Annotated in this window: 27 protein-coding genes; 6 read left to right on the top strand and 21 right to left on the bottom strand. The window is 33.6% G+C overall.

All coding sequences use genetic code 11. The features are described from left to right. Positions 1–4 precede the first annotated feature (4 nt). From GIY83_RS00500 to GIY83_RS00490, 3 genes are all read right to left on the bottom strand, one after another. Positions 5–667 carry an SdpI family protein gene (locus GIY83_RS00500; RefSeq protein WP_194617635.1) on the bottom strand — a complete coding sequence of 221 codons (663 nt, stop codon included), beginning with the start codon at positions 665–667 and terminating at the stop codon, positions 5–7. Between the two features lie 2 nt (positions 668–669). After that, positions 670–924, bottom strand: coding sequence for an autorepressor SdpR family transcription factor (locus tag GIY83_RS00495; RefSeq protein ID WP_026984867.1), 255 nt, complete (start codon positions 922–924; stop codon positions 670–672). A 106-nt stretch (positions 925–1,030) separates the two neighbouring features. Continuing rightward, entirely contained in the window at positions 1,031–2,308 is a 1,278-nt protein-coding gene (locus tag GIY83_RS00490) for an MFS transporter (RefSeq protein ID WP_194617634.1), read from the bottom strand. 269 nt (positions 2,309–2,577) lie between these two features. On the opposite strand from GIY83_RS00490, the gene bshC reads away from it, so the two are divergent. From bshC to GIY83_RS00475, 3 genes are all read left to right on the top strand, one after another. Beyond that, on the top strand, positions 2,578–4,167 hold the full coding sequence (gene bshC / locus GIY83_RS00485; protein ID WP_194617633.1) for a bacillithiol biosynthesis cysteine-adding enzyme BshC: 1,590 nt from the start codon (positions 2,578–2,580) through the stop codon (positions 4,165–4,167). A gap of 199 nt (positions 4,168–4,366) precedes the next feature. Beyond that, positions 4,367–5,638, top strand: a complete 1,272-nt coding sequence (locus GIY83_RS00480) for an acyltransferase family protein (RefSeq protein WP_194617632.1) — start codon at positions 4,367–4,369, stop codon at positions 5,636–5,638. 212 nt (positions 5,639–5,850) lie between these two features. Next, positions 5,851–6,270: a nucleoside-diphosphate kinase gene (locus GIY83_RS00475; RefSeq protein ID WP_194617631.1), complete on the top strand. Its 420-nt coding sequence runs from the start codon at positions 5,851–5,853 to the stop codon at positions 6,268–6,270. A gap of 86 nt (positions 6,271–6,356) precedes the next feature. Here GIY83_RS00475 and GIY83_RS00470 read toward each other — a convergent pair whose 3' ends face one another. Genes GIY83_RS00470 through GIY83_RS00460 form a run of 3 tightly spaced genes read right to left on the bottom strand, consistent with a single transcriptional unit; the run spans position 6,357 to position 7,577 of the window. Next, positions 6,357–6,830, bottom strand: coding sequence for a hypothetical protein (locus GIY83_RS00470; protein WP_194617630.1), 474 nt, complete (start codon positions 6,828–6,830; stop codon positions 6,357–6,359). Between the two features lie 32 nt (positions 6,831–6,862). Next, on the bottom strand, positions 6,863–7,156 hold the full coding sequence (locus GIY83_RS00465) for a DUF721 domain-containing protein (protein ID WP_194617629.1): 294 nt from the start codon (positions 7,154–7,156) through the stop codon (positions 6,863–6,865). Beyond that, complete coding sequence (locus tag GIY83_RS00460; protein ID WP_208684041.1) at positions 7,137–7,577, bottom strand: hypothetical protein; 441 nt, start codon at positions 7,575–7,577, stop codon at positions 7,137–7,139. The genes GIY83_RS00465 and GIY83_RS00460 overlap by 20 nt, the downstream gene beginning before the upstream one ends. 746 nt (positions 7,578–8,323) lie before the next feature. Here GIY83_RS00460 and GIY83_RS00455 point away from each other — a divergent pair. Further along, positions 8,324–8,485, top strand: a complete 162-nt coding sequence (locus tag GIY83_RS00455) for a hypothetical protein (protein WP_194617627.1) — start codon at positions 8,324–8,326, stop codon at positions 8,483–8,485. 15 nt (positions 8,486–8,500) lie between these two features. Here the strand turns inward: GIY83_RS00455 and GIY83_RS00450 are convergent, their stop codons facing one another. The 13 genes from GIY83_RS00450 to GIY83_RS24800 all read right to left on the bottom strand — a co-directional run bounded on the left by GIY83_RS00450 (position 8,501) and on the right by GIY83_RS24800 (position 17,906). After that, a complete protein-coding gene (locus GIY83_RS00450; protein ID WP_194617626.1) occupies positions 8,501–9,097 on the bottom strand; it encodes a zinc-dependent metalloprotease family protein in 597 nt (198 codons plus the stop codon). Between the two features lie 257 nt (positions 9,098–9,354). Beyond that, positions 9,355–10,308 carry a signal recognition particle-docking protein FtsY gene (ftsY, locus tag GIY83_RS00445; RefSeq protein WP_194617625.1) on the bottom strand — a complete coding sequence of 318 codons (954 nt, stop codon included), beginning with the start codon at positions 10,306–10,308 and terminating at the stop codon, positions 9,355–9,357. Between the two features lie 264 nt (positions 10,309–10,572). Then, a complete protein-coding gene (locus GIY83_RS00440; protein ID WP_072961632.1) occupies positions 10,573–10,725 on the bottom strand; it encodes a DUF4295 domain-containing protein in 153 nt (50 codons plus the stop codon). 74 nt (positions 10,726–10,799) lie between these two features. Further along, positions 10,800–10,982, bottom strand: coding sequence for a 50S ribosomal protein L33 (gene rpmG / locus GIY83_RS00435; RefSeq protein ID WP_008253902.1), 183 nt, complete (start codon positions 10,980–10,982; stop codon positions 10,800–10,802). A 27-nt stretch (positions 10,983–11,009) separates the two neighbouring features. Continuing rightward, positions 11,010–11,246 (bottom strand): 50S ribosomal protein L28, encoded by a 237-nt coding sequence (gene rpmB, locus GIY83_RS00430; protein WP_008468080.1) that lies wholly within the window; start codon positions 11,244–11,246, stop codon positions 11,010–11,012. A gap of 71 nt (positions 11,247–11,317) precedes the next feature. After that, on the bottom strand, positions 11,318–12,571 hold the full coding sequence (locus GIY83_RS00425; RefSeq protein WP_194617624.1) for a CinA family nicotinamide mononucleotide deamidase-related protein: 1,254 nt from the start codon (positions 12,569–12,571) through the stop codon (positions 11,318–11,320). 218 nt (positions 12,572–12,789) lie between these two features. Beyond that, a complete protein-coding gene (locus tag GIY83_RS00420) occupies positions 12,790–13,134 on the bottom strand; it encodes an Hpt domain-containing protein (RefSeq protein ID WP_194617623.1) in 345 nt (114 codons plus the stop codon). Continuing rightward, positions 13,134–13,745, bottom strand: a complete 612-nt coding sequence (locus tag GIY83_RS00415; RefSeq protein WP_194617622.1) for a fumarylacetoacetate hydrolase family protein — start codon at positions 13,743–13,745, stop codon at positions 13,134–13,136. The genes GIY83_RS00420 and GIY83_RS00415 overlap by 1 nt, the downstream gene beginning before the upstream one ends. 92 nt (positions 13,746–13,837) lie before the next feature. Next, positions 13,838–14,608, bottom strand: a complete 771-nt coding sequence (locus tag GIY83_RS00410) for a 3'-5' exonuclease (RefSeq protein WP_173970658.1) — start codon at positions 14,606–14,608, stop codon at positions 13,838–13,840. A gap of 216 nt (positions 14,609–14,824) precedes the next feature. Continuing rightward, positions 14,825–16,141: a dihydrolipoamide acetyltransferase family protein gene (locus GIY83_RS00405; RefSeq protein WP_194617621.1), complete on the bottom strand. Its 1,317-nt coding sequence runs from the start codon at positions 16,139–16,141 to the stop codon at positions 14,825–14,827. Between the two features lie 84 nt (positions 16,142–16,225). Beyond that, on the bottom strand, positions 16,226–17,389 hold the full coding sequence (locus GIY83_RS00400) for a glycosyltransferase family 2 protein (RefSeq protein WP_194617620.1): 1,164 nt from the start codon (positions 17,387–17,389) through the stop codon (positions 16,226–16,228). Between the two features lie 31 nt (positions 17,390–17,420). Further along, positions 17,421–17,741 (bottom strand): hypothetical protein, encoded by a 321-nt coding sequence (locus tag GIY83_RS24805; protein WP_229029179.1) that lies wholly within the window; start codon positions 17,739–17,741, stop codon positions 17,421–17,423. Positions 17,742–17,744: 3 nt separating this feature from the next. Beyond that, positions 17,745–17,906: a hypothetical protein gene (locus GIY83_RS24800; protein ID WP_229029178.1), complete on the bottom strand. Its 162-nt coding sequence runs from the start codon at positions 17,904–17,906 to the stop codon at positions 17,745–17,747. Between the two features lie 664 nt (positions 17,907–18,570). Here GIY83_RS24800 and GIY83_RS00390 point away from each other — a divergent pair. Continuing rightward, positions 18,571–19,158, top strand: a complete 588-nt coding sequence (locus GIY83_RS00390; protein WP_194617619.1) for a hypothetical protein — start codon at positions 18,571–18,573, stop codon at positions 19,156–19,158. A 294-nt stretch (positions 19,159–19,452) separates the two neighbouring features. Here GIY83_RS00390 and GIY83_RS00385 read toward each other — a convergent pair whose 3' ends face one another. Continuing rightward, on the bottom strand, positions 19,453–20,643 hold the full coding sequence (locus tag GIY83_RS00385) for a DUF5009 domain-containing protein (protein WP_194617618.1): 1,191 nt from the start codon (positions 20,641–20,643) through the stop codon (positions 19,453–19,455). A 115-nt stretch (positions 20,644–20,758) separates the two neighbouring features. Here GIY83_RS00385 and GIY83_RS00380 point away from each other — a divergent pair, with 115 nt between their 5' ends. Continuing rightward, positions 20,759–21,496, top strand: a complete 738-nt coding sequence (locus GIY83_RS00380) for a tyrosine-protein phosphatase (RefSeq protein ID WP_194617617.1) — start codon at positions 20,759–20,761, stop codon at positions 21,494–21,496. A 9-nt stretch (positions 21,497–21,505) separates the two neighbouring features. On the opposite strand, the gene GIY83_RS00375 is transcribed toward GIY83_RS00380, so the two are convergent. Next, positions 21,506–22,924: an undecaprenyl-phosphate glucose phosphotransferase gene (locus GIY83_RS00375; protein WP_194617616.1), complete on the bottom strand. Its 1,419-nt coding sequence runs from the start codon at positions 22,922–22,924 to the stop codon at positions 21,506–21,508. Positions 22,925–23,062 lie beyond the last annotated feature (138 nt).

The following is a 23,062-nucleotide window of genomic DNA, read 5'->3' as shown; positions in this document are numbered from 1 at the left end:
TAAACTAATTTGATTGATGATCCCTTTTTTGTATTTGTTTGAATTTTATAAAAGAATAAACTATTGGAAATAATGCCAAAATTAGAATGATAGAAACAAATACATTACGAAATGCATTGTTGAGAACTAATCCTGCTAACACTAAAACGAAGCCTCCAATAAGCCAAATCTTACCTGCGAATGCATGAGTAGCTTTCCATACTTCACTATTTTCCAATGTCCATGGCGTACGTATTCCTATAAAATAATTAGGTTGAATTACTTTAAAATAATTCCCAAAAATCATTAATAGCACTCCCAATAGTGCAAAAACTAAATTAGGATTATTTACAGAGCGTTCCTTAGTTGTATAAAGAATTAATAATGCCACTACAGACATGAACAGTACCAAAAAGAACTTGAGCTGATAGAATTTACCTCCCATTAAAGAAATTCTTTTTTTAGGATCTATTTTAGGAATAAAAGTCATCAAAACATACATCAAAACCGGCAAAAGGAACAATATCAAAATAAGCGAAAACTTGTCGCCCCAATTATCAATTTCTCCCTTATAATTCCAATGTATTGGAACTCGCTGAGGAAGGCTGTCCCAAATAATAGCTAAATACACAAAGGGTGTCAAAACAATTCCAATTATTGGAAGTTCTTTTTTCAGTTCTAAATTCATTTTTATTTTTTAAAGGTTAGTATCCATTGCAAAACATCTTCCATTATGGTGGTATTGATGGAGTAAATGATGAATTGCCCGTTTTTTTCAGAAGTAATTAAATCCGCACGTTTCAAGATATCCAAATGATGCGAAATACTGGGTTTTGAAATATTAAACGCATCAGCAATTTCTCCGGCAGACAAATCTTTCTCTTTTAATAGTTCCAGAATTTCCCTTCGGGTCGCATCGTTTAATGCTTTAAAAATATCATTCATCATTTATATATTTAGACAAATATCTAAATACTTTTTTAATTAGCAAAAAAAAGGCTCTAATTTTAAATTACAGCCTCTTTATAAAATTTATTTTAAATGGAAATTTTTAAAACTTATGTTCCTCTTTGCTAATGACCAAAAAGGCAAACAAAGAGATACATGCCGCAATGGTTAAATACAAACCTACGTAGCTCACACTATAAGTAGAGGCCAGCCAAATTGCTATCATGGGTGCAAAAGCAGCACCAAGAATTCCTGCCATATTAAAAGTTAAAGACGCGCCGGAATAACGCACATTTGTTGGAAACAACTCTGATAAAAAAGTTCCCAAAGGCCCATAAGTAAATCCCATTAAAGCCATCCCGATACAGGCAAAAGTGGTCACTAAAACAATATTTCCTGAACTTAAAAAGTATGAGAAGAAAAATCCGAAGATCGCAATAGCCACTGTAGCTATAATTAGCATTTTACGACGGCCAATTTTATCAGCCACTACAGCCGAAACCGGAATAAAAATGGCAAAAAACAATACCGAAAATAATTGTATTAACAATCCGTCTCGCTTAACAATTCCTAAATCTGAAGTGGCCCAACTCAACGTAAAAACAGTCATTAAATAAAAAACCAAGAAAGTGGTAACAGCAGCAAAGGTTCCAAAAATCAATTGATTTTTATACGATTTTACAAGTGTTAAAAAAGGAACTTTAACTTCTTCCTGTTCTTTTTTAGAATTTTCGAAAGAAGGTGTTTCAGTTATTTTTGTTCGGATATAAAACCCTATTACTACCAAAAGTGAACTCGCAATAAACGGAATTCTCCATCCATAATCCATAAAATCTTCATTACTCATCGAATCAGTTAACAATAAGAAAGTTCCTCCTGAAAGCAATAATCCTATTGGAGCGCCCAATTGCGGAAACATTCCGTACCACGCACGTTTATTTGGCGGCGCATTTTCTATAGCCAGTAAAACAGCTCCTCCCCACTCGCCTCCTAAACCTACACCTTGTCCAAATCGACACAGCATTAATAATAACGGTGCAGCAACACCAATACTGGCATAACTTGGTAAAAATCCAATAGTCACCGTCGAAATACCCATCGTTAATAAAGCGGCAACTAAAGTAAATTTACGTCCAATTTTATCTCCGTAATGTCCAAAAAAAGCCGAGCCTAAAGGACGTGATAAAAAAGCTATTGAAAAAGTAGCTAAAGATTCGAGAGTCGCGATAGTCGAATTAGAACCAGGAAAAAATAATTGCGGGAAAACCAATACTGCGGCATTGGCATAAATATAAAAATCAAAAAATTCAATTGTAGTTCCAATCAGGGAACCAAAAAGAACGTGTTTTAATGAGTTCTTCTTTTTCGGGTTAGTTTCCATGTAAAGTAGATATATCTTTTTTAATTACAAAAATAGAATTTCGCTACTAATAATTCAGCTTTAGAATAAATACTTTTAAATGATCACGTATTTTTAACAACTTTACCTAATTTTCATTTTATTTTAATCATCAAATAAGTCAACATTAAAAACTTGATTATAGGAGCTTTAAAATAAAATTTAAAAATCAAATCATAAGCTATCGTTAAAACTGTTTTTCACTGCATATTTTCATTAAATTTACAGCTGTCAAAAATAAATTTAAAATTATGCCAACCGACTGTATCAGCTATCAAACTTCAGGATATTTCTCTAAATTGATGCAAGATTATTTAGATCAAAAATCAGAATTACAAGCGCTGTACAACAACTTCCCTACTTTAGAAAACTTCGAAAAACAAATTGCCGAAAAAGCCGCAAACTTTGATAACAACAACCGAATTCCTTTGGTTGAAACTTTAAAAAAGCAATACCAGCATATCGAAATCTCTGATTCGACAAAACAAAATATCGAGCTTTTAGGGCTTCAAAATACGTATACCATTACAACAGGACATCAGCTAAATTTATTTAGCGGTCCGCTGTATTTCTTGTATAAAATCATCTCGACGATTAATATTACCAAGGAATTAAAGTTAAGATATCCATCGAATAATTTTGTACCCGTTTATTGGATGGCAACTGAAGATCATGATTTTGAAGAGATCAACTATTTTAATTTTAAAGGGAAAAAATTCCGATGGAACAAAGAAAGCGCGGGTCCTGTTGGCAGACTTTCAACAGAAGGTTTAGCTGAATTTTTCGAAATTTATTCTAAAGAATTAGGATCAAGCACCAATGCCAGTGTTCTGAAAAAAGTATTTGAAGAAGCGTATTTAAAACACGAAAACCTAGCCGATGCTACTCGTTTTTTAGCCAATAGTTTATTTGCTAATTATGGTTTGGTGATTTTAGATGCCGATGATGCGAATTTAAAACAAGCTTTTATTCCGTATATCAAGGAAGAACTATTGGAGCAAAGGTCATTTAAAGCAGTTCAGGAAACTATCGATCAACTAAAAGAATATAGTGTTCAGGTTAATCCTCGTGAAATCAATTTATTTTATATCGAAGATGATTTACGCGAACGAATTATTTTCGAGAATGATAAATACCTTGTCAACAACACTAAAATCTCATTTTCTACGGATGAAATTTTAAAATTATTAGAAAGCAATCCAGAGAAATTCAGTCCAAATGTGATCATGCGTCCGTTATATCAGGAAATCATTTTACCTAATTTATGCTACATTGGCGGAGGCGGGGAAATTGCTTATTGGCTGGAATTAAAATCATTTTTCGAAGCGGTAAACATTACTTTCCCAATGCTTTTGGTTCGTAACTCTGTAGTTTTATCTACAGAAAAACAAGCCAAAAAAGCGGATAACTTAGGTTTGAGCTGGGCAGATCTTTTTACAAAACCCGAGCATCTGATAAATGCCATTACTCACAAATTATCTGCTTTTCCTATTGATTTAACACCTCAAAAAGAAATATTAGAAAAACAATTTGAATATCTTTATGAACTCGCACAGCAAACCGACAAATCATTTACGGGAGCTGTAAAAGCGCAGGAAGTGAAGCAAAAGAAAGGATTGGATAATCTTGAAAAAAGATTATTAAAAGCCCAAAAACGAAAATTAGACAACGAATTGCAACGTGTAACAGATTTACAATTCGAATTGTTCCCTAATCAAAGTTTACAGGAACGCCATACTAATTTCTCAGAATTTTATCTGGAAAAAGGCGAACAGTTGATTCCGCTTTTAATTCAAAAATTAAAACCATTAGAAACGAATTTTAACATTATAACAATATAAAAAAGTTCACCGCGAATTACACTAATTTGCCCTAATTTATAGGGTCAAAAGGCAAAAAATAATTCGTGTAATTCGTGGCTAAGAAAATAATAAAGTAATAATTTCTGAGAACCAAATAACCACCTATCTTCTCAAGATTATTATTTCAAACCAAATAGCGATTTTTAAAATTATTAACTAACCAATTTACCCAAACCCAATGGTAAAAGAACGCTTAATTTCGCTAGATGTCTTTCGTGGACTCACTATTTTATTGATGACAATTGTAAACAACCCCGGAGACTGGGGCAATGTCTATCCGCCATTATTACACGCCGAATGGCACGGCTGCACCCCAACCGATTTAGTTTTTCCGTTTTTTATTTTTATCATGGGAGTTGCCGTTCCACTTGCAATGCCGGATAAATTTTATGATGGCACTACTTTCAACAAAATTTTAGTTCGCTCTTTGCGAATGCTTTGTTTGGGGATTTTCTTCAACTTTTTCGGAAAAATCCAATTATTCGGACTTGAAGGGATTCCGCTTCTTATTGGCCGTCTTGCTATTACCATTGCCGTTGGTTATGCCTTAATGGGGAGTTTCAGCTCAAAGGTCAAAAACATTTTAGCCTTTTCAATTCTGTTTATCTATCTGTTTCTTGCTTATAGCGGTATCGAAGCGTATCACGACGTACGACTTCCGGGAGTTTTACAGCGCATTGCAATTGTATATTTTGTAGTTTCTCTTTTGTATTTAAAAACATCTCAAAAAACTCAAATCATAACCGGAATCGTTTTATTATTAGGATATTGGGCAACAATGGCCTTAATTCCCGTTCCCGGAATTGGCGAAGCAAATCTTGACAAAGGAACCAATTTAGCCTCTTGGCTTGACAGTGTTTTACTCAAAGGTCATATGTATCGCGGAACCGTAATCTGGGATCCGGAGGGTATTTTAAGCACTATTCCGTCAATTGTAAACGGAATTATCGGTTTATTGATTGGACAAATTTTACAAACTGAAGTAATCAAAATTCAAAAAGCGCAAAAAATGGGTATCATCGGTACAATACTTATCTTTTTTGGCTTAATTTGGGATATCATTTTTCCAATAAACAAATCACTATGGACAAGCAGCTACGTTCTATATACCACAGGATTAGCAACAGTAGTTTTAACCCTCCTATATTACACAATTGATATTGCTAACTATAAAAAAGGTTTCAAACCATTCTTAATATGGGGCGTAAATCCAATGATTGTTTTCTTTACCTCGCAAATTATCCCTCAGGCTTTAGTAATGATCGAGTTTCAAAACCCTCATAATCCTTCAGAAAAAATCAATCTTTTAAGTTATTTATACACATTCGGGATTGCCCCATTTTTCAGTAATCCTATGACCGCTTCTTTAGCCGGAGCTTTGGTGTATGTTGGGATTTGGACGTTTATCTTGTGGATATTCTACAAAAACAAATTAATATTCAAAGTGTAATTTTTTCACCGTATATGTAGAGACACACACATAGTCTTTTTTTATTATTACATGTTTTTTGTGTTTGGTGCACAGCAGTACATTTCTACATATATAGTTTTAAAATATCATTTACTACTCAAAACATCATTCTAACGTGTTTTAATTACGAATTAATTAAAATCAATTCATAAAAAAAGTATACTTTTGCACAAAATTTAATAAAATATAAAATGGCAACTAATAGAACTTTTACAATGATTAAGCCAGATGCAGTTCAAAACGGACACATCGGTAATATCTTAGCAATGATTACTAACGGAGGTTTCAAAATCGTTTCATTAAAATTAACTCAACTAACTGTAGCTGATGCTAAAGCATTTTACGCAGTTCACTCAGAAAGACCTTTCTACGGAGAATTAGTTGAATTCATGTCTCGCGGACCAATTGTTGCTGCAATTTTAGAAAAAGACAACGCAGTAGAAGATTTCAGAACTTTAATTGGAGCTACAAATCCTGCTGAAGCTGCTGAAGGAACTATTCGTAAAGCATACGCAACTTCTATTGGAGAAAATGCAGTTCACGGTTCTGATAGCGACGAAAACGCTACAATCGAAGGTGCATTTCACTTTGCTGGAAGAGAGCAATTCTAATATAAGTTTACAGTCACAGTTATCAGTGACAGTTTACAAATACAAAAAAACCTGTTTCAAATTTGAAACAGGTTTTTTTATATCCTTTACTTAAATAGTTCAATACTTTCCTTTATAAAAGCAGGTTCTCTCTCTCCTAAATCCGTAAGTTTTTTATTCAAGACCGACTTTAGCTCGTCAAAATTACTGTGATAAAAGCTAGAAATACTACCAATTCTTTTACCATCTTTGAGAATAAAAAGAGATTCGTAAACTCCTCCTCTTGCCGATTCAATTAATGTTATAAAACCATCTAATGCATTAAAATCATAACTTATAGATTTTCCAGCTCCAAAATAACGTTTTATGATTATACCATCATTTTCAATTTCAACCTTAAACGCTCTGGTTCTAAAAACTGTGAGCCAAAAAAATACAATAAATAATAAAAATATAATTGGTAAAAACATACCTGCCACTGGAGACATTGCCGAAAAATAAACTACTATCAGTGGTAATATTGTTAAATAAGAAACTAACAAAATTGGCCAAAATTTAAATTTAGATTTTATACTAATCATAACAAAACTTCATTATCAACTCAAAAACTAATCTATCTCAAAATCACATCCTTCACCACTTCACGTCCTAACTCTTCGTTGATCATTTTTACGATTTTAGTTTTTCCATGGCTTAATTCTTCCCGCAACACGGCCGAAGCCAGTTCTACATACAAAGTACTTCCTTTCAGCACAACATTTCTGGTATACGTGTTTACACCATTCCCCATCAACTGTCTCCACGCCTCTTTTACATCAATCTGATCCATTCCCGGACCTAGTTTATTCACCTGGATAATCTGTTGCAAAACAGCCCCAATTGTTTGATTATTTAGTCTTTTTGCCATCGTCTAATAAATTTACCGGTCCTGCTTTTTTATAATGATATTCTTTTTTCTCTTTATTTTTTACCACCAATTTCTCATCTGTAATCAAAACCAGTTCCTCACTCCATTTTGCGTAATCTGTTTTATAATCCAGAAAAACCTGATCTTCCTTAAATCGAACCGAAACATTTTCAAAAGAATCACTTGTCAAAAAGGTTCCATCAAGTTGCGGCATTACCTTCTTTCTAATTCCTTTACTATTTTTGATATCAAAATAATCAAAACTTTCATTCATTTTATAATCCTTCTCTTCACCCTTATCAAAAACGACTTTTTCTATTTCCCAATAACCGTTTAATTTTGCAATATCTGCAGGTTTAATTTCTTGTTTACAGCTTACCAGCAAAAGCGATAAAACCAAAATCATAAAAGTGTTTTTCATACTATAATTTATTAAAATTAAATAATTGCCAGTGTCAGCGTCCTGAAGTCCAATAGCTGAATTAGGAGCTATTTCCTGCTGTCCGCTATATCTTTTGCTGCCTAAAGAAGCCAGAAAAAGGATGCCGCTCCCATCAGGGCTAGGGCATCCTTTTTCAAAAGAAAATTCTGTGATACAAAGTTAACTTTATAAAATTCAAATAAAATATTTATCTCTTAATTTTTACAAGATTATCAGTGATAAAAATCTCTTTTACAAAAAACTTATTCTGCTTAAAATTCAACCTTTAAGGGCTATAATAAATTTTAATATATCGCAATTTTACGGCAAAAATATTTAATCTTTTCTTCTCCTAAACCCTTAATAACAAATATTCTACCAGCCACACAACAACTAAAATAAAAAAAATAATACTAGCATTTATTATCCTAATTTACTTTCATGCACAAATAAAAAAAGTAATAAACCTGAATCTATTATCCAGGAAAATAATAGTATTAAAAATACAGGAGAAAATACAGAAGAAAAAATAATAGATTCCGTAAAACATAACTTTTTAGACATACAAAAAACCAAGAATTCACCAGTCAAACTTATTTCAGCCACATTGCTTAACAATCAATATTCTGACCATAAAGACATTAAGCTAACCTAGAAAAAACACCACAAGAAAAAACATCAAAGCCATTAAATTTGAATGGTACTGCGAAAATGCATTTGACAAACCGGCAAGTGGCCAATTTTCTTTGGCAAAAGGAATTGCTAGAGGACAAACCGATATCCTACTAAAATCCAAAAAAGTAGAATCTAAAATATGGGAAGATTTTTCGACAGATACCTACACCATTATAGCAGCAAGAGCCTACTACGTTGTATTTGCAGACGGAACAAAATGGGAACTTAAATAAAAAAAACGCTTTGTTTTAGATTAAATTCCAGCCCTTTTTTACCAGAAAGCTTTTGCACTTCTCACAGAACTCCTTTTCTTCATCCAAATGATTCCCACCTTCAGCATCTCTCATCAGACAGGTCTTCGTTTCACAATGAGGCAGCCCTTCGGTATGACCCAATTCATGCAAAACTACTTTGTAAAATTGTTGATTTCTATTTTTCCCTGACATTCTAAAATCCGAAACTACGCAAGATTTACCGGGGCGGTAACCCAAACCCATAACACCCCAATCTTTAACTCCTTTATATGTTGTACTGATATCATGATTGGATAATCCAACAATCAAAGAATCTTTGCCAATATTATCTTTAATACTTTTTATAATACTATCAGCGCGATATCTGTTTCTGGGTTTGTAATATGAATTTTCAGGAAAGGAAATATTTGGCCTTAAAACCACATTGAGGTTTATGGTTTTAATTTCGGTAAACACCAATTGAGATTGTTCTGTTTTAAAATCACCTAAAGGCTGTATAACAATTACTTTACTTTTTTTAAACTCATTTTCCTTCCTTGCATTTGTACAAGAAATAAAGCTACAAAGTAAAATAAGAAAACGATACTTCATTAGAAAGAAGAATTAAATACTGTTATTTTAATTTAATCTGTTTTATTTATGATTTCATAGTAAAACAAAAAAAATTACTTCGTACGCAATCTTTTTAAGACTCCCATAAAAAAGAAAGCTATACCTAAGACAAGTAATATATAGTAAAAAGTCGAAATTTTGTCTCGCAATACATTTGCCAGTACAAAACAAATAACACTCCCAAAATAAAAAGTAAGAGGTGTTACATTTTTAAAAGAAGAAAAACTCATTATAAATTATTTAAAGAAACTGTCAACGAATTCATATTTATTAAAGACTTGTAAATCTTCAATTCCTTCACCAACACCAATATATTTTACAGGAATCTTAAACTGGTCAGAAATACCAATTACAACACCACCTTTTGCAGTTCCATCAAGTTTAGTTACAGCAAGCGAAGTTACTTCAGTTGCAGCAGTAAACTGTTTCGCTTGCTCAAAAGCATTTTGACCTGTAGAACCATCTAAAACCAATAATACATCATGAGGCGCATCAGCAACCACTTTTTGCATTACACGTTTTACTTTGGTAAGCTCGTTCATCAAATTGATTTTGTTATGCAAACGTCCGGCAGTATCAATAATAACCACATCGGCATTTTGAGCTACAGCAGATTGTAAAGTATCAAAAGCTACAGAAGCAGGATCGCTTCCCATATTTTGTCTCACAATAGGCACATCTACACGATCTGCCCAAACCTGCAATTGGTCGATAGCAGCAGCACGAAAAGTATCTGCAGCACCTAAAACAACTTTATAACCTGCTTTTTTAAACTGATAAGCCAGTTTACCAATTGTAGTTGTTTTACCTACTCCGTTTACTCCAACAACCATTAAAACGTATGGTTTTTTATCTTTTGGGATTTCGAATTCGGTAGCTTCTCCAGTATTAGTTTCAGATAGTAAAGCACCAATTTCTTCACGAAGAATCTGGTTCAATTCATCTGTACCTAAATATTTATCTTCAGCAACGCGTTTTTCGATTCTTGAAATTACCTTCAGGGTTGTATTCACACCAACATCAGAAGCGACAAGAATTTCTTCCAGATCATCCAGAACGTCGTCATCGACTTTAGATTTTCCAGCAACGGCTTTGCTTAACTTTGAGAAAAAAGTAGTTTTTGATTTTTCAAGACCTTTGTCTAAAGTCTCTTTTTTATCAGTAGAGAATAATTTTTTAAAAAAACTCATTTTTATAGGGTTGTTAGTTTTTTAGACTATACGATTTTTTGACAATCTAATAATCCTAATATTTACAGAAGACCAATTGTTTTAGTCCCGACAGCATTTATACTTTTATTTCCGCCAAAACGGATAGTAAAGATAGAGAGGATAACGGGAATTATTGCTTAAAAAAAAGCCAATTGTTATATTTCTATAAAATTTTAGACAAATATAAAAAATAAAAAAGCTACTTCCGAATGAAAGTAGCTTTTCTATATACTGTAATTGTTATTATTTCTTTTTCAAGAAAGTATCAACTTCTTCAGGAGCCATAATAGATTCTACGAATGTATATGCACCAGTTTTAGGAGATTTCACCATTTTGATGGCTTTTGATAATCTCTTAGAAGCTGTTTGTAACGATGCTACGGTTTTCTTTGCCATGATTCAAATGTTATTTGAAGCTTTTATAAAACTCTAATGGCAAAACCATTGAGATTTACAAAAATCTCTAATTATTACTTAATTTCTTTGTGAACAGTTACGCGTTTCAAGATTGGATTAAATTTCTTAATCTCTAATCTGTCTGGAGTATTTTTTTTGTTCTTAGTTGTAATGTATCTAGAAGTTCCTGGAACACCAGAAGTCTTGTGCTCAGTACATTCTAAAATTACCTGGATTCTATTACCTTTCTTTGCCATCTTGCTATATATTTATTTAGGAAAAGATTATTTGATAAATCCTTCTGACTGTGCTTTTTTCAAAACAGCAGTGATTCCATTTTTATTAATTGTTTTTATCGTAGATGCTGCTACTCTAAGAGTAATCCATCTATCTTCTTCTGGAAGATAAAAACGCTTTTTAACTAAGTTTACAGAAAATTTTCTCTTAGTTTTGTTCATAGCGTGAGAAACGTTATTTCCTACCATCGCTCTTTTACCTGTAAGGTCACAAACTCTTGACATTATACTTATCTTTTATCGTTATTCAAAATCAGGGTGCAAAGAAAAGAAAAATAAACGATTGAAACAAAAAATTATAGCACATTTTTTAAAATTTCTTTCTGTAATATTTCTAAACTCTTAATCACGGCTCTATCTATCACTTTTTCACGTGGTTGGCCAAAATTAAATTCTTCGACAATTATACCATCTGGAGTAGCCAAAGCGATAAAAACAGCTCCAATTTCAGCATCAGAGTCTCCTTTTGTCGGTCCGGCGTTCCCGGTTGTGGCAATTGCATAGTCTGTTTTAAGTATCTCTTTCACATTCAAAGCCATAGCCGAGGCAACCTCTGCGCTAACTACCGAAAATTGATCGACTAAATCCTGTGAGACACTGAGAACATTAACCTTCGCCTCTGTTGCGTACGAAACTACACTACCCTTAAAGTAGTTAGAAGCTCCGGGAACAGCTGATAAAACAGAAGCAATTTTTCCTCCCGTAAAGCTTTCGGCAGTTGCAATGGTTTTATTTTGTTTCGTTAGTATTTTACCAACTACAGACTCTATCGTTTCATTTTCTTCATAACCCACAATAATATCACGAATGATAGCATCTAATGATTTTACATTTTCTTCTATCGCCGCTTCCAACAATTCTTTATTGGTTCCCCTGGCCGACAAACGCAGGCGTACTCTTCCCGGATTTGGCAAATAAGCTAACTTGATGAATTCAGGCAAATTATTTTCCCAATGTTCGATACGTTCTGCCACTAGACTCTCGCCCTGACCGTAGGTTAAAATAGTTTTATGAATAATATACGGGCGTTTGTATTCGCGGACAATTTTAGGAATTATTTCTTCTTCGACTAAATATTTCATTTCGTAAGGAACTCCCGGAAGCGAAATAAACACTGTATCTTCTTTCTTCATCCACATTCCCGGTGCAGTTCCCATTTTATTGTGTAAAACGGTACATTTTGACGGAACTAAAGCCTGATCTTTATTTAATTGCGAAATTGGTCGTTTGTAAAAACCTTCAATCAATTCGGTTACGTGAGCCAGAACTTCGGGGTTCACTACCAACTCATCATCAAAATAATCGCAGAATGTTTTTTTGGTAACATCATCTTTCGTTGGCCCTAAACCTCCTGTTACAATCACAACGTCGACTTTGTTTTGCAGTTGCGCAAAGGTGTCTAAAATGTGTTTTTTATCATCGCTTATCGAAATCATTTCATGAACTTCAACACCGATTCGGTCAAGTGATTTGGCGATAAAACCTGAATTTGTATCTACAATCTGACCTATTAAAATTTCGTCTCCAATAGTAATGATAGTTGCTTTCATAGCTGTGGAATATTTTCGCTTACTTAAGTGTAAGTCATTATTATAAAGTAGGTTGTTGTCGCAACAATTTTGCGTGAGGGGTAGTAGCGGCATTCTTTTATGACAAAAGAGACGCCCTTTTTAAGCAAAAGATTTCTGGAACAAAAGATATAGCGAATAACCCGACCCTGTTTTTGCCTTAAATTAAAAAAGGGCAAAAACAGGGGCACGCCCAGATTTTACAAATCGAAATCTTTCTTAATTTCTTTAATTGCATCTTTTACCTGCACTTTTATACTTTTAAAAGTTTCGATAATTTCTTTTTTCTTGCCTTCGGCTTTTGTCCAGGCCTCGACTTGCAATATTTCTTCAAAAGCAACATTTAAACCCATTAAATCTAATGTTGGTTTTATTTTGTGCGCATACGAATACGCGTATTTATGATCTTTTTTCTTGATCCCTTCTTTGATTTGTTTTAAATCCTCCGGAACTTCGGTAACAAATAATTTAAGAATTTCGTTTACAAATTCAGGATCGTTGTCTGAAAGCGCATACACTTTCGAAAGGTTGTATTTTAAAGCCATTATTTTACTTGTATTCTGAATAATTTTTTATCTTCTAAAAAGCCTTCTAAAACATCATTGGGTTTCACCGAAGCGACACCTTCAGGAGTTCCTGTAAAAATGATATCACCAATTTTTAAGGTAAAAAACTGCGATACATACGAAACAAGCTCATCAATTTTCCAAAGCATGAAGCTTGTATTCCCTTTTTGAACCGTTTTAGAATTGTTCGTTAACTCAAATGTAAGATTTTCCATCGAAATAAAATCGGTTTTTGGTAAAAAGTCTCCAATCACTGCAGAGCCGTCAAATGCTTTTGCTTTCTCCCAAGGCAATCCTTTCGCTTTCAATTTATCCTGTAAATCCCTGGCAGTAAAATCAATACCTACACTTATCTCATCATAGTATTTGTGAGCAAACTTAGGTTCGATGTACTTTCCTACTTTGTTAATTTTAACAATTATCTCTATTTCGTGATGAATCTCTTCAGAAAATTCGGGAATTACAAACGGATGCTGCTTTAACAAAACTGCCGAATCCGGTTTCATAAAAACCACCGGTTCTGATGGCCGCTCGTTTTTTAGTTCCTCAATATGATTGGTATAATTTCTACCGATACAGATTATTTTCATTTCTTTTATAAGTTACTAAGCCACTAAGTTGCCAAGACTCTAAGAAACGATGCAAAAAACTTAGCATCTTAGAACCTTAGCAACTTAGACCCTTATTTCGTATTTAACTTTCTTAATTTAATTGCTGTTAAAACCTTTTTGGTATACAATGGAAAATCAGCGTTTTGAATCCAGCTGAAATATCCTGGTTCGGTTTCAAGGATTTTATCGACTTTGGCGCCTTTGTGTTTTCCGAAGGTAAAAATTTCCTCGTTGTCTTTATCAAAAGCAATCATTCCTGCGAAATCAGCGATTTTTTTACGGGTAGTGAATTCAGACAATGATTTCATATCATTCTCCAATTCTGGGTAACGATCTAATTGCGCTTTTAGGATTTCGTAAGTTGCCATAGTATCTGCTTCTGCAGAATGGGCATTTTCAAGGCTTTTTCCACAATAAAATTTCAATGCAGCACTTAGAGTACGTTCTTCCATTTTATGAAAGATAGTCTGCACATCTACTGACACTTTATTTTTCATATCAAAATCGACTCCGGCACGAAGCAATTCTTCTGCCAATAACGGAATATCAAAACGATCTGAATTAAAACCGCCCAGATCACTATCCTTAATCATATTATGAATTTGCGGTGCCAACTCATTAAAAGTAGGTTCATTGGCTACTTTTTCATCAGTAATACCATGAACGGCGGTGGTTTGCGGCGGAATTGGAATCGTAGGATTCACTAACCAGGTTTTACTTTCTTTATTTCCGTTTGGAAAAACTTTGAATATCGAAATTTCTACAATTCGATCTTTACCGATATCAATTCCGGTTGTTTCAAGATCAAAAAAGCAAATTGGTTTGTTGAGTTTCAGTTCCATTTTTAAATTTTATAAGATTACAAATGTAATTTTTAAAGCCGAATTTCCTCTTTTATTCTTGATTTTTTTAAACAAAAATGAGGTCATTTTAGTGATTTTAACTTTTAAATTCGTTCTCAAACAAAGGCTTCACTCATTTCTTAACCTTTTCTTACAAAACAAAAAACCCGGAAAATTATTAAAATTTTCCGGGTTTGAATTTATTTTTATCTAATTTTAGAAATCTCTGTCGATATCAAAAGCTTCTAAATATTCCGCTACTCTTTTTACGAAACTTCCACCCAAAGCTCCATCTACAACTCTGTGATCATAAGAGTGAGATAAGAACATTTTTTGACGGATTCCGATAAAATCACCCTCAGGAGTTTCGATAACCGCAGGCACTTTACGAATAGCGCCAAGAGCCAGAATACCTACTTGTGGCTGATTGATAATTGGCGTACCAAAAACACTACCAAAAGTCCCCACATTCGTTACCGTGTAAGTTCCGCCTTGTGTATCGTCTGGTTTTAGTTTTCCAGCTTTTGCACGGTTTCCTAAATCGTTAACCGCTTTTGCCATTCCAACAAGGTTTAACTGATCTGCATTTTTAATTACAGGAACAATTAAGTTTCCGTTTGGTAAAGCTGCAGCCATTCCTAAGTTTATATTTTTCTTTTTGATGATATAATCACCATCTACAGAAATATTCATTCCCGGAAAATCTTTTAATGCTTTTGCAACCGCTTCCATCATAATTGGCGTAAAAGTCAGCTTCTCGCCTTCTCTTTTTTCGAAAGCTGTTTTTACTTTCTCTCTCCATTTTACGATATTGGTAACATCAACTTCAATAAACGATTGTACGTGAGCCGAAGTTTGTACCGAAGCAGTCATGTATCCTGAAATCAGTTTACGCATTCTGTCCATTTCGATGATTTCGTCACTTCCGTTTACAGAAACCGGAACTGCCTGCTGGCTTTTTTGAACCGGAGCAGCTACAGGTTGTACTGCTCTTGGAGCTTCAACAACCGCTTTTGGAGTTTCAACGCCCGATTTACGGTTTTCAATATGTTTTAAAATATCTTCTTTTGTTACGCGGCCATCTTTTCCTGAACCGGCAATACTTTCTAATTCAGCAACAGAAATACCTTCTTCTTTTGCAATATTTTTTACTAGCGGAGAAAAGAATTTATCTGATCCAGAGAAATCCTGCGGAGCAGCAACTGTTTCTTTAGCCGTTTCAATTGTTGCTTCAAGTGCAGCAACTTCTGCCGGAGCAGCAGCTTCTTCAGCTTTTGCAGCTGGCGCATCACCTTCAGTTTCAATAATTGCAATGGTTTGTCCTACCTGAACCAAATCGTCTTTGCCAAATAATTGTTCAACTAAAATTCCCGAAACTTCGCTTGGTACTTCACTGTCGACCTTATCAGTCGCAATTTCCAGTACCGCTTCATCAGCTTCAATTTTGTCTCCTACTTCTTTCAACCAGTTGGTAATAGTTGCTTCAGCGACACTCTCTCCCATTTTAGGAAGTTTTAATTCAAATCTTGCCATATTGTTAATCTAAAGGATGATTTTGATTTTCTGATTGCGAAATTACTGAATATTTTAAACATAAATTACACTTAATATAATTTTTTACTCAATTTTTATAATTTGCCCCCTGTCATTTCGGGAATTACTCCCAATAATAAAATTTGTGTTTTTGGGGAAAATCTTAAAAGTAACGTTCTTATCTTTAAGACTTTTTATGATTTTGATACATTTTTTGAACGAAACATACTGATTATCCAAAATAATCTCAACACTTTTACCCTTAAAAATCAGGGACGAATTTACCATTTTTTCTTTTTTTAAATCCACAAACAGAACTTTATTTTTTAAAATAGAAGGTAATTTTTCAGACAAATTTTTATTTGAAGAGTAAAAAACCAGACTTTCAGGCAACGGTTTTGGCTTCGTTTTTCCCTGAAACATTTTTATAAAAGAGAAAAACCAGATTCCGATTTGAATAAAAAATTCAAAAAACCAGGATTTCTTAAAATGCTTTTGATAAAAGAAATTCATGGCTTCCTGAAAACGTTTCATGTATTTTTCGTCTTTCACTGTACTTTCTCCTTTATAATGCAAAACGGTGGTTTCATGAAAGTAGAAATTCGATTTCTGTTTTTGTAAGGCACGATACGACAAATCGATATCATCTGCGTACATGAAGCATTTTTCATCAAAACCTTCAAGTTCTATATATAAATCTCGTTCTAAAAACATGAAGGCTCCTACCAAAATATCGACTTTTCCAGTTTGATCTTTATCTAAATGCTGGGCGTAATATTGATTGAAAAGTTTCCATTTTGGAAAAACTTTATACAATCCTGAAATTTTTGTAAAAGCGACCCAGGGCGTTGGAATGCCGCGTTTGCTCTCCGGCAGAAAATTTCCTGTGCCATCAATTAATTGGCAGCCTATAATTCCGGGATTGATTTGCCTTTCGGCGAAAGCCAAAATCTTAACAAACGTATCTTCGGCAACAACGGTATCTGGATTTAAAATGCAAATGTATTTTCCTGAAGCCTGCTCTACTCCAATATTATTGCCTTTTGGGAAACCAAAATTCGTCGTATTCTGAATTAATTTTATGTCGGGAAATTTAGTTTTCATCATTAAACAACTCTCGTCTGACGAATTATTATCGACTACAATAATTTCGGCATCAAGCGTAGAGATAGTGCTCTGAACACTTAAAACGCATTGTTCCAGAAAGTAACGCACATTATAATTAAGAATAATTACCGATAATTGCATGAAAAACGTAGGAATTGATTTTTTTGGAAAGTTAGAAATTTTCGGCCAAACCCAATCGCAATGACCAATCGTTTTTACTTACACCGAAATCCAGAACGAGATTACTATTGTTTTGCTTGTTCCATTTAATGCGTAAACCCGCGCCTGCAGTAGGGCTCCAATTTTTAAAATCATAAGTATCCAACTTCGAAACCGACGAAAGATTCGTAAAAAATACCGCACCCCAGAATCCGTTTTTAGAAATATCAGTTCGATATTCGGTTTCAAAATTTCGGGCATCAAAATAAAATGATTTCCACTTTTCGCCGTCTACTCCACTTGTATTAATGCGGTAATCTGCCTCGACATACAAACCCTATTCCGGATTTACGTTGTTTTTTCTGGAATCGTACAAGCCCTGAATGGCAAGTCCAAAAGAAGTTTCATCAGAGAAATCTCCATCCATATACTTCACATAATCGGTTTCATCATAGATATAAGATTGCTCAGAAATGCTTTGATAATTATCCAGCAGCAATCCTAATCCCAGGCGAAAATCTCCAATAACTTTTGGGGTGGCAAATTGATAAAAACGCCATTGCTAATAATCAAGAGTCGATATTTTTTTATCTGTATTATGTCCGCCAAGCCCATAAGTAGGCTGTGGATAAATCATGTACCGATAATCTCCAATAAAGTTCCAATTATTATTTTTGGTATATAATATAGGTTTGAAGCGGAAAAACATATTGATTGGTAAAAACTAAAATAAGGTAAAAATACCACCTGAGACATTTTGGTTGTATTACTGTCACCCAGATAAAAAGTCGTTAGAAACAAAACCACTAATCCCGCACTTTTATTTGCATCGATAGGAACCGGCAGCAGCGAAAAAGCTACTTTTTTATCGGGATTTATTCGAGTGAATCATTTTTAGGAAAGAGCTTATACTAAACATCTAAAATATCTTTCTGGTTGTTCACTATTGAATCATTCTGTGAATAACAAAATGAGGTCGGAAAAAAGAAAAATAAAACTATAATAGATTTCAGGTTTTTCATTTCGTAAAACTTTAAGAAACAACTTTTTACAAATTTAAAATTAATTTTAAAACAGAAGCTATTTTAGAAATAATAAAAAGAGAAAATCATTACAAATTATAAAAAAGCATATTTTTGAGTTTGATTATTAATTTCATTTCCATGAAAAATAAAATATTGATTAAGATCGAATCCTTGCTTTTACTGCTGACAATAGGATTTTTCATGTCTGCATTTGTCTCTATTGAAAAAGATTCAGATAAAAATTTAGTCAAAACCTCAACCTGGTATATTGCCGGGCCAGTTTTAGAAAATCAGGAAACTATTAATCGCGTTCGTCAGGAAAAAGGCATCATTAAAGTAACTGCAAAAGATAATCCGGTTGGTGAAATTGAATTGAATGTCCTGATTACAGATTCTAATTCGAACGATGGCGCTCCGACAAATTTATCTAATGATGCTAAATTTGTGAGCATTACTTATAAATCTTCTCATTTAATAAAACTACAAGCCCGCGAAGGCAATAACGAAGGAACAGGCTGCGTGCATGGAGGTTCGCATCCTCGAGTGGATTTAAAAGCTTCTCCTAAAGAGTTTACAACCATAAAAATTCCGTGGCCTGATTTTAAACAAGACGGATTGCCTGACGGGAAAATTTTAAACATTCATAATCTTTGCAAATTCAATTTTGTGAATTACAATCCGGTTTCGGGAGCATTTTTAGAAATAAAATCAGTTATCATTAAGTAGGATTGTTCCAGGTTTCATATTGAAATGAGAATTTAACCGCAAAAGAACGCTAAGGTTTTTTAATTATGAAGGTTTAATAAAAATGCAAAGTTCGCAAAGCTTTGTGTTTATAGCTTTGCGAACTTGGTGTTTTTTTTTGCCACTGATTATCAAGATTAAAATGATTTCTAAAACTGTAATCTTAAAAAAATAAACTTAGCGTCTTCGCGACTTTGCGAGCATATTAAAATCCAGCTTAAAAAAAACTTTGCGAACCTAGCGTAAATCTTAGCTGGCTTTGCGGTTAAGCCATCCCTATAAATGCAATTGAATTTTATACTTATTACATAATTTCATTACAAACAACATAATTGTCGAAAATACCAACGCCCAGATAATTCCCGGAACTCCTACTCGGAAATACCCCGGGATAATATGAATAGTAAAAGCTTTGCAGAAATAATATATCACGCCAGGTAAAATGTAAATCAATAACGGATTTGCTGCTGCCGGCATGAAGAAATTACTCCATTTGGTTATCTTTTTGATTTCCATTAACCAATACAGAAAATAGAATAAAACGGTACAAATTGTCGCAGAAAACATTGTCCAGGATGGAGTTCCTTTTATTTTTGAAATTCCAAAATAAGGTCTTAACAAATATCCTGTTACAAAAAATAAAACGGCAAAACCTATTACCGCCCAATTTATTTTGGCGGCAACTTTTCGGTCAAAAAACAGTAACGAAATTACGACTCCTGCCGAAACTAATGCTGCATGCGTTAGATGTCCGGCTATAAAACTCAACCATGATGTTTGCTGTACAAAAGATCCTTCGATTAGATTCATAGAATTTGCAGCAACACAAACCACCAAAAAAGCAATCATTGCCCATAAATTTCCCGAAACAATCCAATAATAAACTACTGTAAAAAGATACGCCCAGCCTATTAAACCGAGAATTCCCCACCATTTTGGCGTCATCCCGATTTCTCCGGTATCCTGAACATATAAAAAGTACAGCGCAACCAGAACCAACATTCCGCCATATTGTAAGGTGTTTTTTAACCAAACCGGAAAATCTTTACCGTATTTATTCCAAATTGGTATTGGTATTGCATACGCTAAAAGTCCCCAGAAAACTGGTGCGATTATCATTTTGGTGGCATCATAACCATATTCTGCATTAACCATAAAAACACCAATGATAATTAAGGCCAAAGCTCTTTTGAAAGTATGCGTCCAGATTGTTTTAGTACTATCACCTTTAAGTAATCGGGCATTAAAAGCAAACGGAATCGACATTCCAACAATAAATAAAAAAGCAGGAAAAACAACATCTACAAAAGTCATTGCATCAGCATCTGCCGGCATGTGTTTCATCCATTGCGGAACATTTGAAATACTGGCTAACTCATTTACAAAAATCATAACAAAAATTGTAATTCCGCGTAATGCATCAATAGAAATAATCCTTTGATTATATAAATTTTCTTTAATTTTCATAAAATAGTAGATTTATAGCAATCTCAAATATAATATAATTCTGAAATGTTCGGTTACATTTGTTACATTAAAAATTAACAATAACAAATTCTTCCCATTTCCATACTTTTGCAACATGCTATCTTTACTAAAATCAAAACCCGTTTTAAAAGATCTCCTTTCTGATCATTATGTCGATATTCATTCGCATTTACTTCCGAGAATTGATGATGGTGCCAAAACCATAACCGACACCCAAAAACTTATCACGGCATTTCAGGAAATTGGAATTTCTCATATTATTACGACACCTCATATAAGTCATTATATATGGAATAATTCTTCTACAAGTATTATCGAAAAGCATAAGGAGACTACTCTTTTACTGGAAGAAAACAATATCAAAATTCCTTTTCAGGCTGCAGCCGAATATTTTATGGATGATTGGTTTGAAAGTCATTTTAAAACCGAAAAACTGCTGACCTTAAAAGATAATTATGTATTGGTCGAAATATCCTATCAAAATGCTCCAATGCATCTATACAAAACACTTTTTGAGTTGCAAGTTGCAGGATACATTCCGGTTCTGGCACATCCGGAACGTTATTTATATTATCGAAAGGACTTTAGTGAATATGAAAAACTAAAAAAAGCGGGATGTTTGTTTCAGCTGAATCTGCTTTCTACGGTAGGATATTATGGAGAAAGAATAACCAGAGTTGCAGAAGAACTTCTTAAAAAAGGAATGTATGACTTTTCAGGAACGGATGTACATCATATGAAACACATTGCTTCTTTTAATGAAAAAATAAAAGTCGAAAGTATTTCTAATCTAAAAGAAGTAATTAGTAACAATCAGTTTTTTAAATTCTGATAAACAGCATTAGTACGCGTTTTCTTCGCCTTTGAATATATTGATAACTGTTTTTATGATAATCTTTAGATCCAGTACCAGGCTCCAGTTTTCGATATACCAAATATCAAATTCTACCCTGCTTTCCATATCGCTTAATACTTTTGTTTCTCCACGAAAACCATTAACCTGCGCCCAGCCCGTGATTCCTGGTTTGGCATATTGGCGAACCAGATAATTATTAATCAAATCACTATATTCTTTTGCCAGATTTACCATGTGCGGCCTTGGTCCAACTATAGACATATCGCCCAACAAAACATTAAAAAACTGCGGCAATTCATCAATACTTGTTTTACGAATAAAGGCGCCAAATTTAGTAATACGACTATCCCCTTTTTCAGCTTGTTTTCTATGTGCCAAACCGTTGACATACATGCTTCTGAATTTGAAACACATAAAAGACCGATTATCACGACCTGAACGTTCTTGTTTAAAAAAGATTGGCCCGGGAGATTCTAATTTAATAATCAGCATTATAATTGGAAACAACCACGGAAAAACTAATAAAATCACAGAAGCTGAAAAACAAATATCGAATACTTTTTTTATAAGCCTGTTTACCGGAAACTCCAGAGGTTCTGTCCTGAACATTAATACCGGCGTATTTTCATAAAACGCAACCTCGACTTTACTTGATTTTGTGTACAGCTGAAAATCAGGAATAAACTTGATTCGCACCATGTTTTGTTCGCAGATCCGTGTCAATTCATTGATTATTTCAATATTGTCAATGTGTAAGGCGACATACATTTCATCGACTTTTTTTTCGATGACAAACTCCTTTATCGCATCAAAATTTCCTAAAACCGATTTCGGATCTACAATTTTGTCATCGATCTCTTCATCAAAAAAACCTAGAAAACGATAACCGTACGTTAAATCTTTGGCCAATATCTTTCGGATTTTTTCTCCTGACGGATTGGCTCCCACCACAATAAAAGTTTTAAAATTATAGCCTTTTGCCCTAATATATTTTAAAAGTTTCATCGATAAATAACGGGAAATCATCAATAATCCGAAGAAAATCAGATAAAAATAACCCAATCTGAGTCTGGAAATATCAGTATATTTTAGGTAAACGACAAAAATGGATATTAAAGCAGCATGAATGATTAGCTTTTTTATAGTTCTTACCAATATCGATTCTACAGGCTCAACCCGTATACTTCGGTTAGAATCATTTTGAAGTAATAATGCCACCCATATTAAAATTGCCAATAATGAAACTGTTCTTTCTTCTTTTGACAAAAGTTTATCTAAACTGCCAAATCGGGCCAATGCCGAAAGAATCGTAGCCAGATTTAACAACACCACATCAACACCAACAAACAAAAGTTTAAAATAGCGTGAAAAACGGTAATGTGACAGTTTTTGTAAAATTTTCATAATAGGGAATTATGCTTCATCAAAAGAACGAAAATTCAATCAAATAAAAGCACCGCAAAATAGCATTTTAATTATATTTTCCAATAGTATTTGAGGCTATTCTTTAAAACTTTACTTTTATGTTATGCAAATTTAATA

This window comes from Flavobacterium sp. SLB02, from assembly GCF_009664855.1.
Lineage (GTDB): Bacteria > Bacteroidota > Bacteroidia > Flavobacteriales > Flavobacteriaceae > Flavobacterium.
This window is presented reverse-complemented; position numbering and strand designations above follow the sequence as displayed.

What these genes read in the sequence shown, in the direction of transcription:
- GIY83_RS00415 (WP_194617622.1), bottom strand. Translation starts at nt 13,745, where the DNA reads ATGAAAATAATCTGTATCGGTAGAAATTATACCAATCATATTGAGGAA.
- rpmB (WP_008468080.1), bottom strand. Translation starts at nt 11,246, where the DNA reads ATGTCAAGAGTTTGTGACCTTACAGGTAAAAGAGCGATGGTAGGAAAT.
- GIY83_RS00390 (WP_194617619.1), top strand. Translation starts at nt 18,571, where the DNA reads ATGAAAAATAAAATATTGATTAAGATCGAATCCTTGCTTTTACTGCTG.
- GIY83_RS00450 (WP_194617626.1), bottom strand. Translation starts at nt 9,097, where the DNA reads ATGAAGTATCGTTTTCTTATTTTACTTTGTAGCTTTATTTCTTGTACA.
- GIY83_RS00405 (WP_194617621.1), bottom strand. Translation starts at nt 16,141, where the DNA reads ATGGCAAGATTTGAATTAAAACTTCCTAAAATGGGAGAGAGTGTCGCT.
- GIY83_RS00460 (WP_208684041.1), bottom strand. Translation starts at nt 7,577, where the DNA reads ATGAAAAACACTTTTATGATTTTGGTTTTATCGCTTTTGCTGGTAAGC.
- GIY83_RS00490 (WP_194617634.1), bottom strand. Translation starts at nt 2,308, where the DNA reads ATGGAAACTAACCCGAAAAAGAAGAACTCATTAAAACACGTTCTTTTT.
- GIY83_RS00385 (WP_194617618.1), bottom strand. Translation starts at nt 20,643, where the DNA reads ATGAAAATTAAAGAAAATTTATATAATCAAAGGATTATTTCTATTGAT.
- ftsY (WP_194617625.1), bottom strand. Translation starts at nt 10,308, where the DNA reads ATGAGTTTTTTTAAAAAATTATTCTCTACTGATAAAAAAGAGACTTTA.
- bshC (WP_194617633.1), top strand. Translation starts at nt 2,578, where the DNA reads ATGCCAACCGACTGTATCAGCTATCAAACTTCAGGATATTTCTCTAAA.
- GIY83_RS00420 (WP_194617623.1), bottom strand. Translation starts at nt 13,134, where the DNA reads ATGGCTTTAAAATACAACCTTTCGAAAGTGTATGCGCTTTCAGACAAC.
- GIY83_RS00400 (WP_194617620.1), bottom strand. Translation starts at nt 17,389, where the DNA reads ATGCAATTATCGGTAATTATTCTTAATTATAATGTGCGTTACTTTCTG.
- GIY83_RS00480 (WP_194617632.1), top strand. Translation starts at nt 4,367, where the DNA reads ATGGTAAAAGAACGCTTAATTTCGCTAGATGTCTTTCGTGGACTCACT.
- GIY83_RS00440 (WP_072961632.1), bottom strand. Translation starts at nt 10,725, where the DNA reads ATGGCAAAGAAAACCGTAGCATCGTTACAAACAGCTTCTAAGAGATTA.
- GIY83_RS00380 (WP_194617617.1), top strand. Translation starts at nt 20,759, where the DNA reads ATGCTATCTTTACTAAAATCAAAACCCGTTTTAAAAGATCTCCTTTCT.
- GIY83_RS00500 (WP_194617635.1), bottom strand. Translation starts at nt 667, where the DNA reads ATGAATTTAGAACTGAAAAAAGAACTTCCAATAATTGGAATTGTTTTG.
- GIY83_RS00410 (WP_173970658.1), bottom strand. Translation starts at nt 14,608, where the DNA reads ATGGAACTGAAACTCAACAAACCAATTTGCTTTTTTGATCTTGAAACA.
- GIY83_RS00425 (WP_194617624.1), bottom strand. Translation starts at nt 12,571, where the DNA reads ATGAAAGCAACTATCATTACTATTGGAGACGAAATTTTAATAGGTCAG.
- GIY83_RS00465 (WP_194617629.1), bottom strand. Translation starts at nt 7,156, where the DNA reads ATGGCAAAAAGACTAAATAATCAAACAATTGGGGCTGTTTTGCAACAG.
- GIY83_RS00470 (WP_194617630.1), bottom strand. Translation starts at nt 6,830, where the DNA reads ATGATTAGTATAAAATCTAAATTTAAATTTTGGCCAATTTTGTTAGTT.
- rpmG (WP_008253902.1), bottom strand. Translation starts at nt 10,982, where the DNA reads ATGGCAAAGAAAGGTAATAGAATCCAGGTAATTTTAGAATGTACTGAG.
- GIY83_RS00475 (WP_194617631.1), top strand. Translation starts at nt 5,851, where the DNA reads ATGGCAACTAATAGAACTTTTACAATGATTAAGCCAGATGCAGTTCAA.
- GIY83_RS00375 (WP_194617616.1), bottom strand. Translation starts at nt 22,924, where the DNA reads ATGAAAATTTTACAAAAACTGTCACATTACCGTTTTTCACGCTATTTT.
- GIY83_RS00495 (WP_026984867.1), bottom strand. Translation starts at nt 924, where the DNA reads ATGAATGATATTTTTAAAGCATTAAACGATGCGACCCGAAGGGAAATT.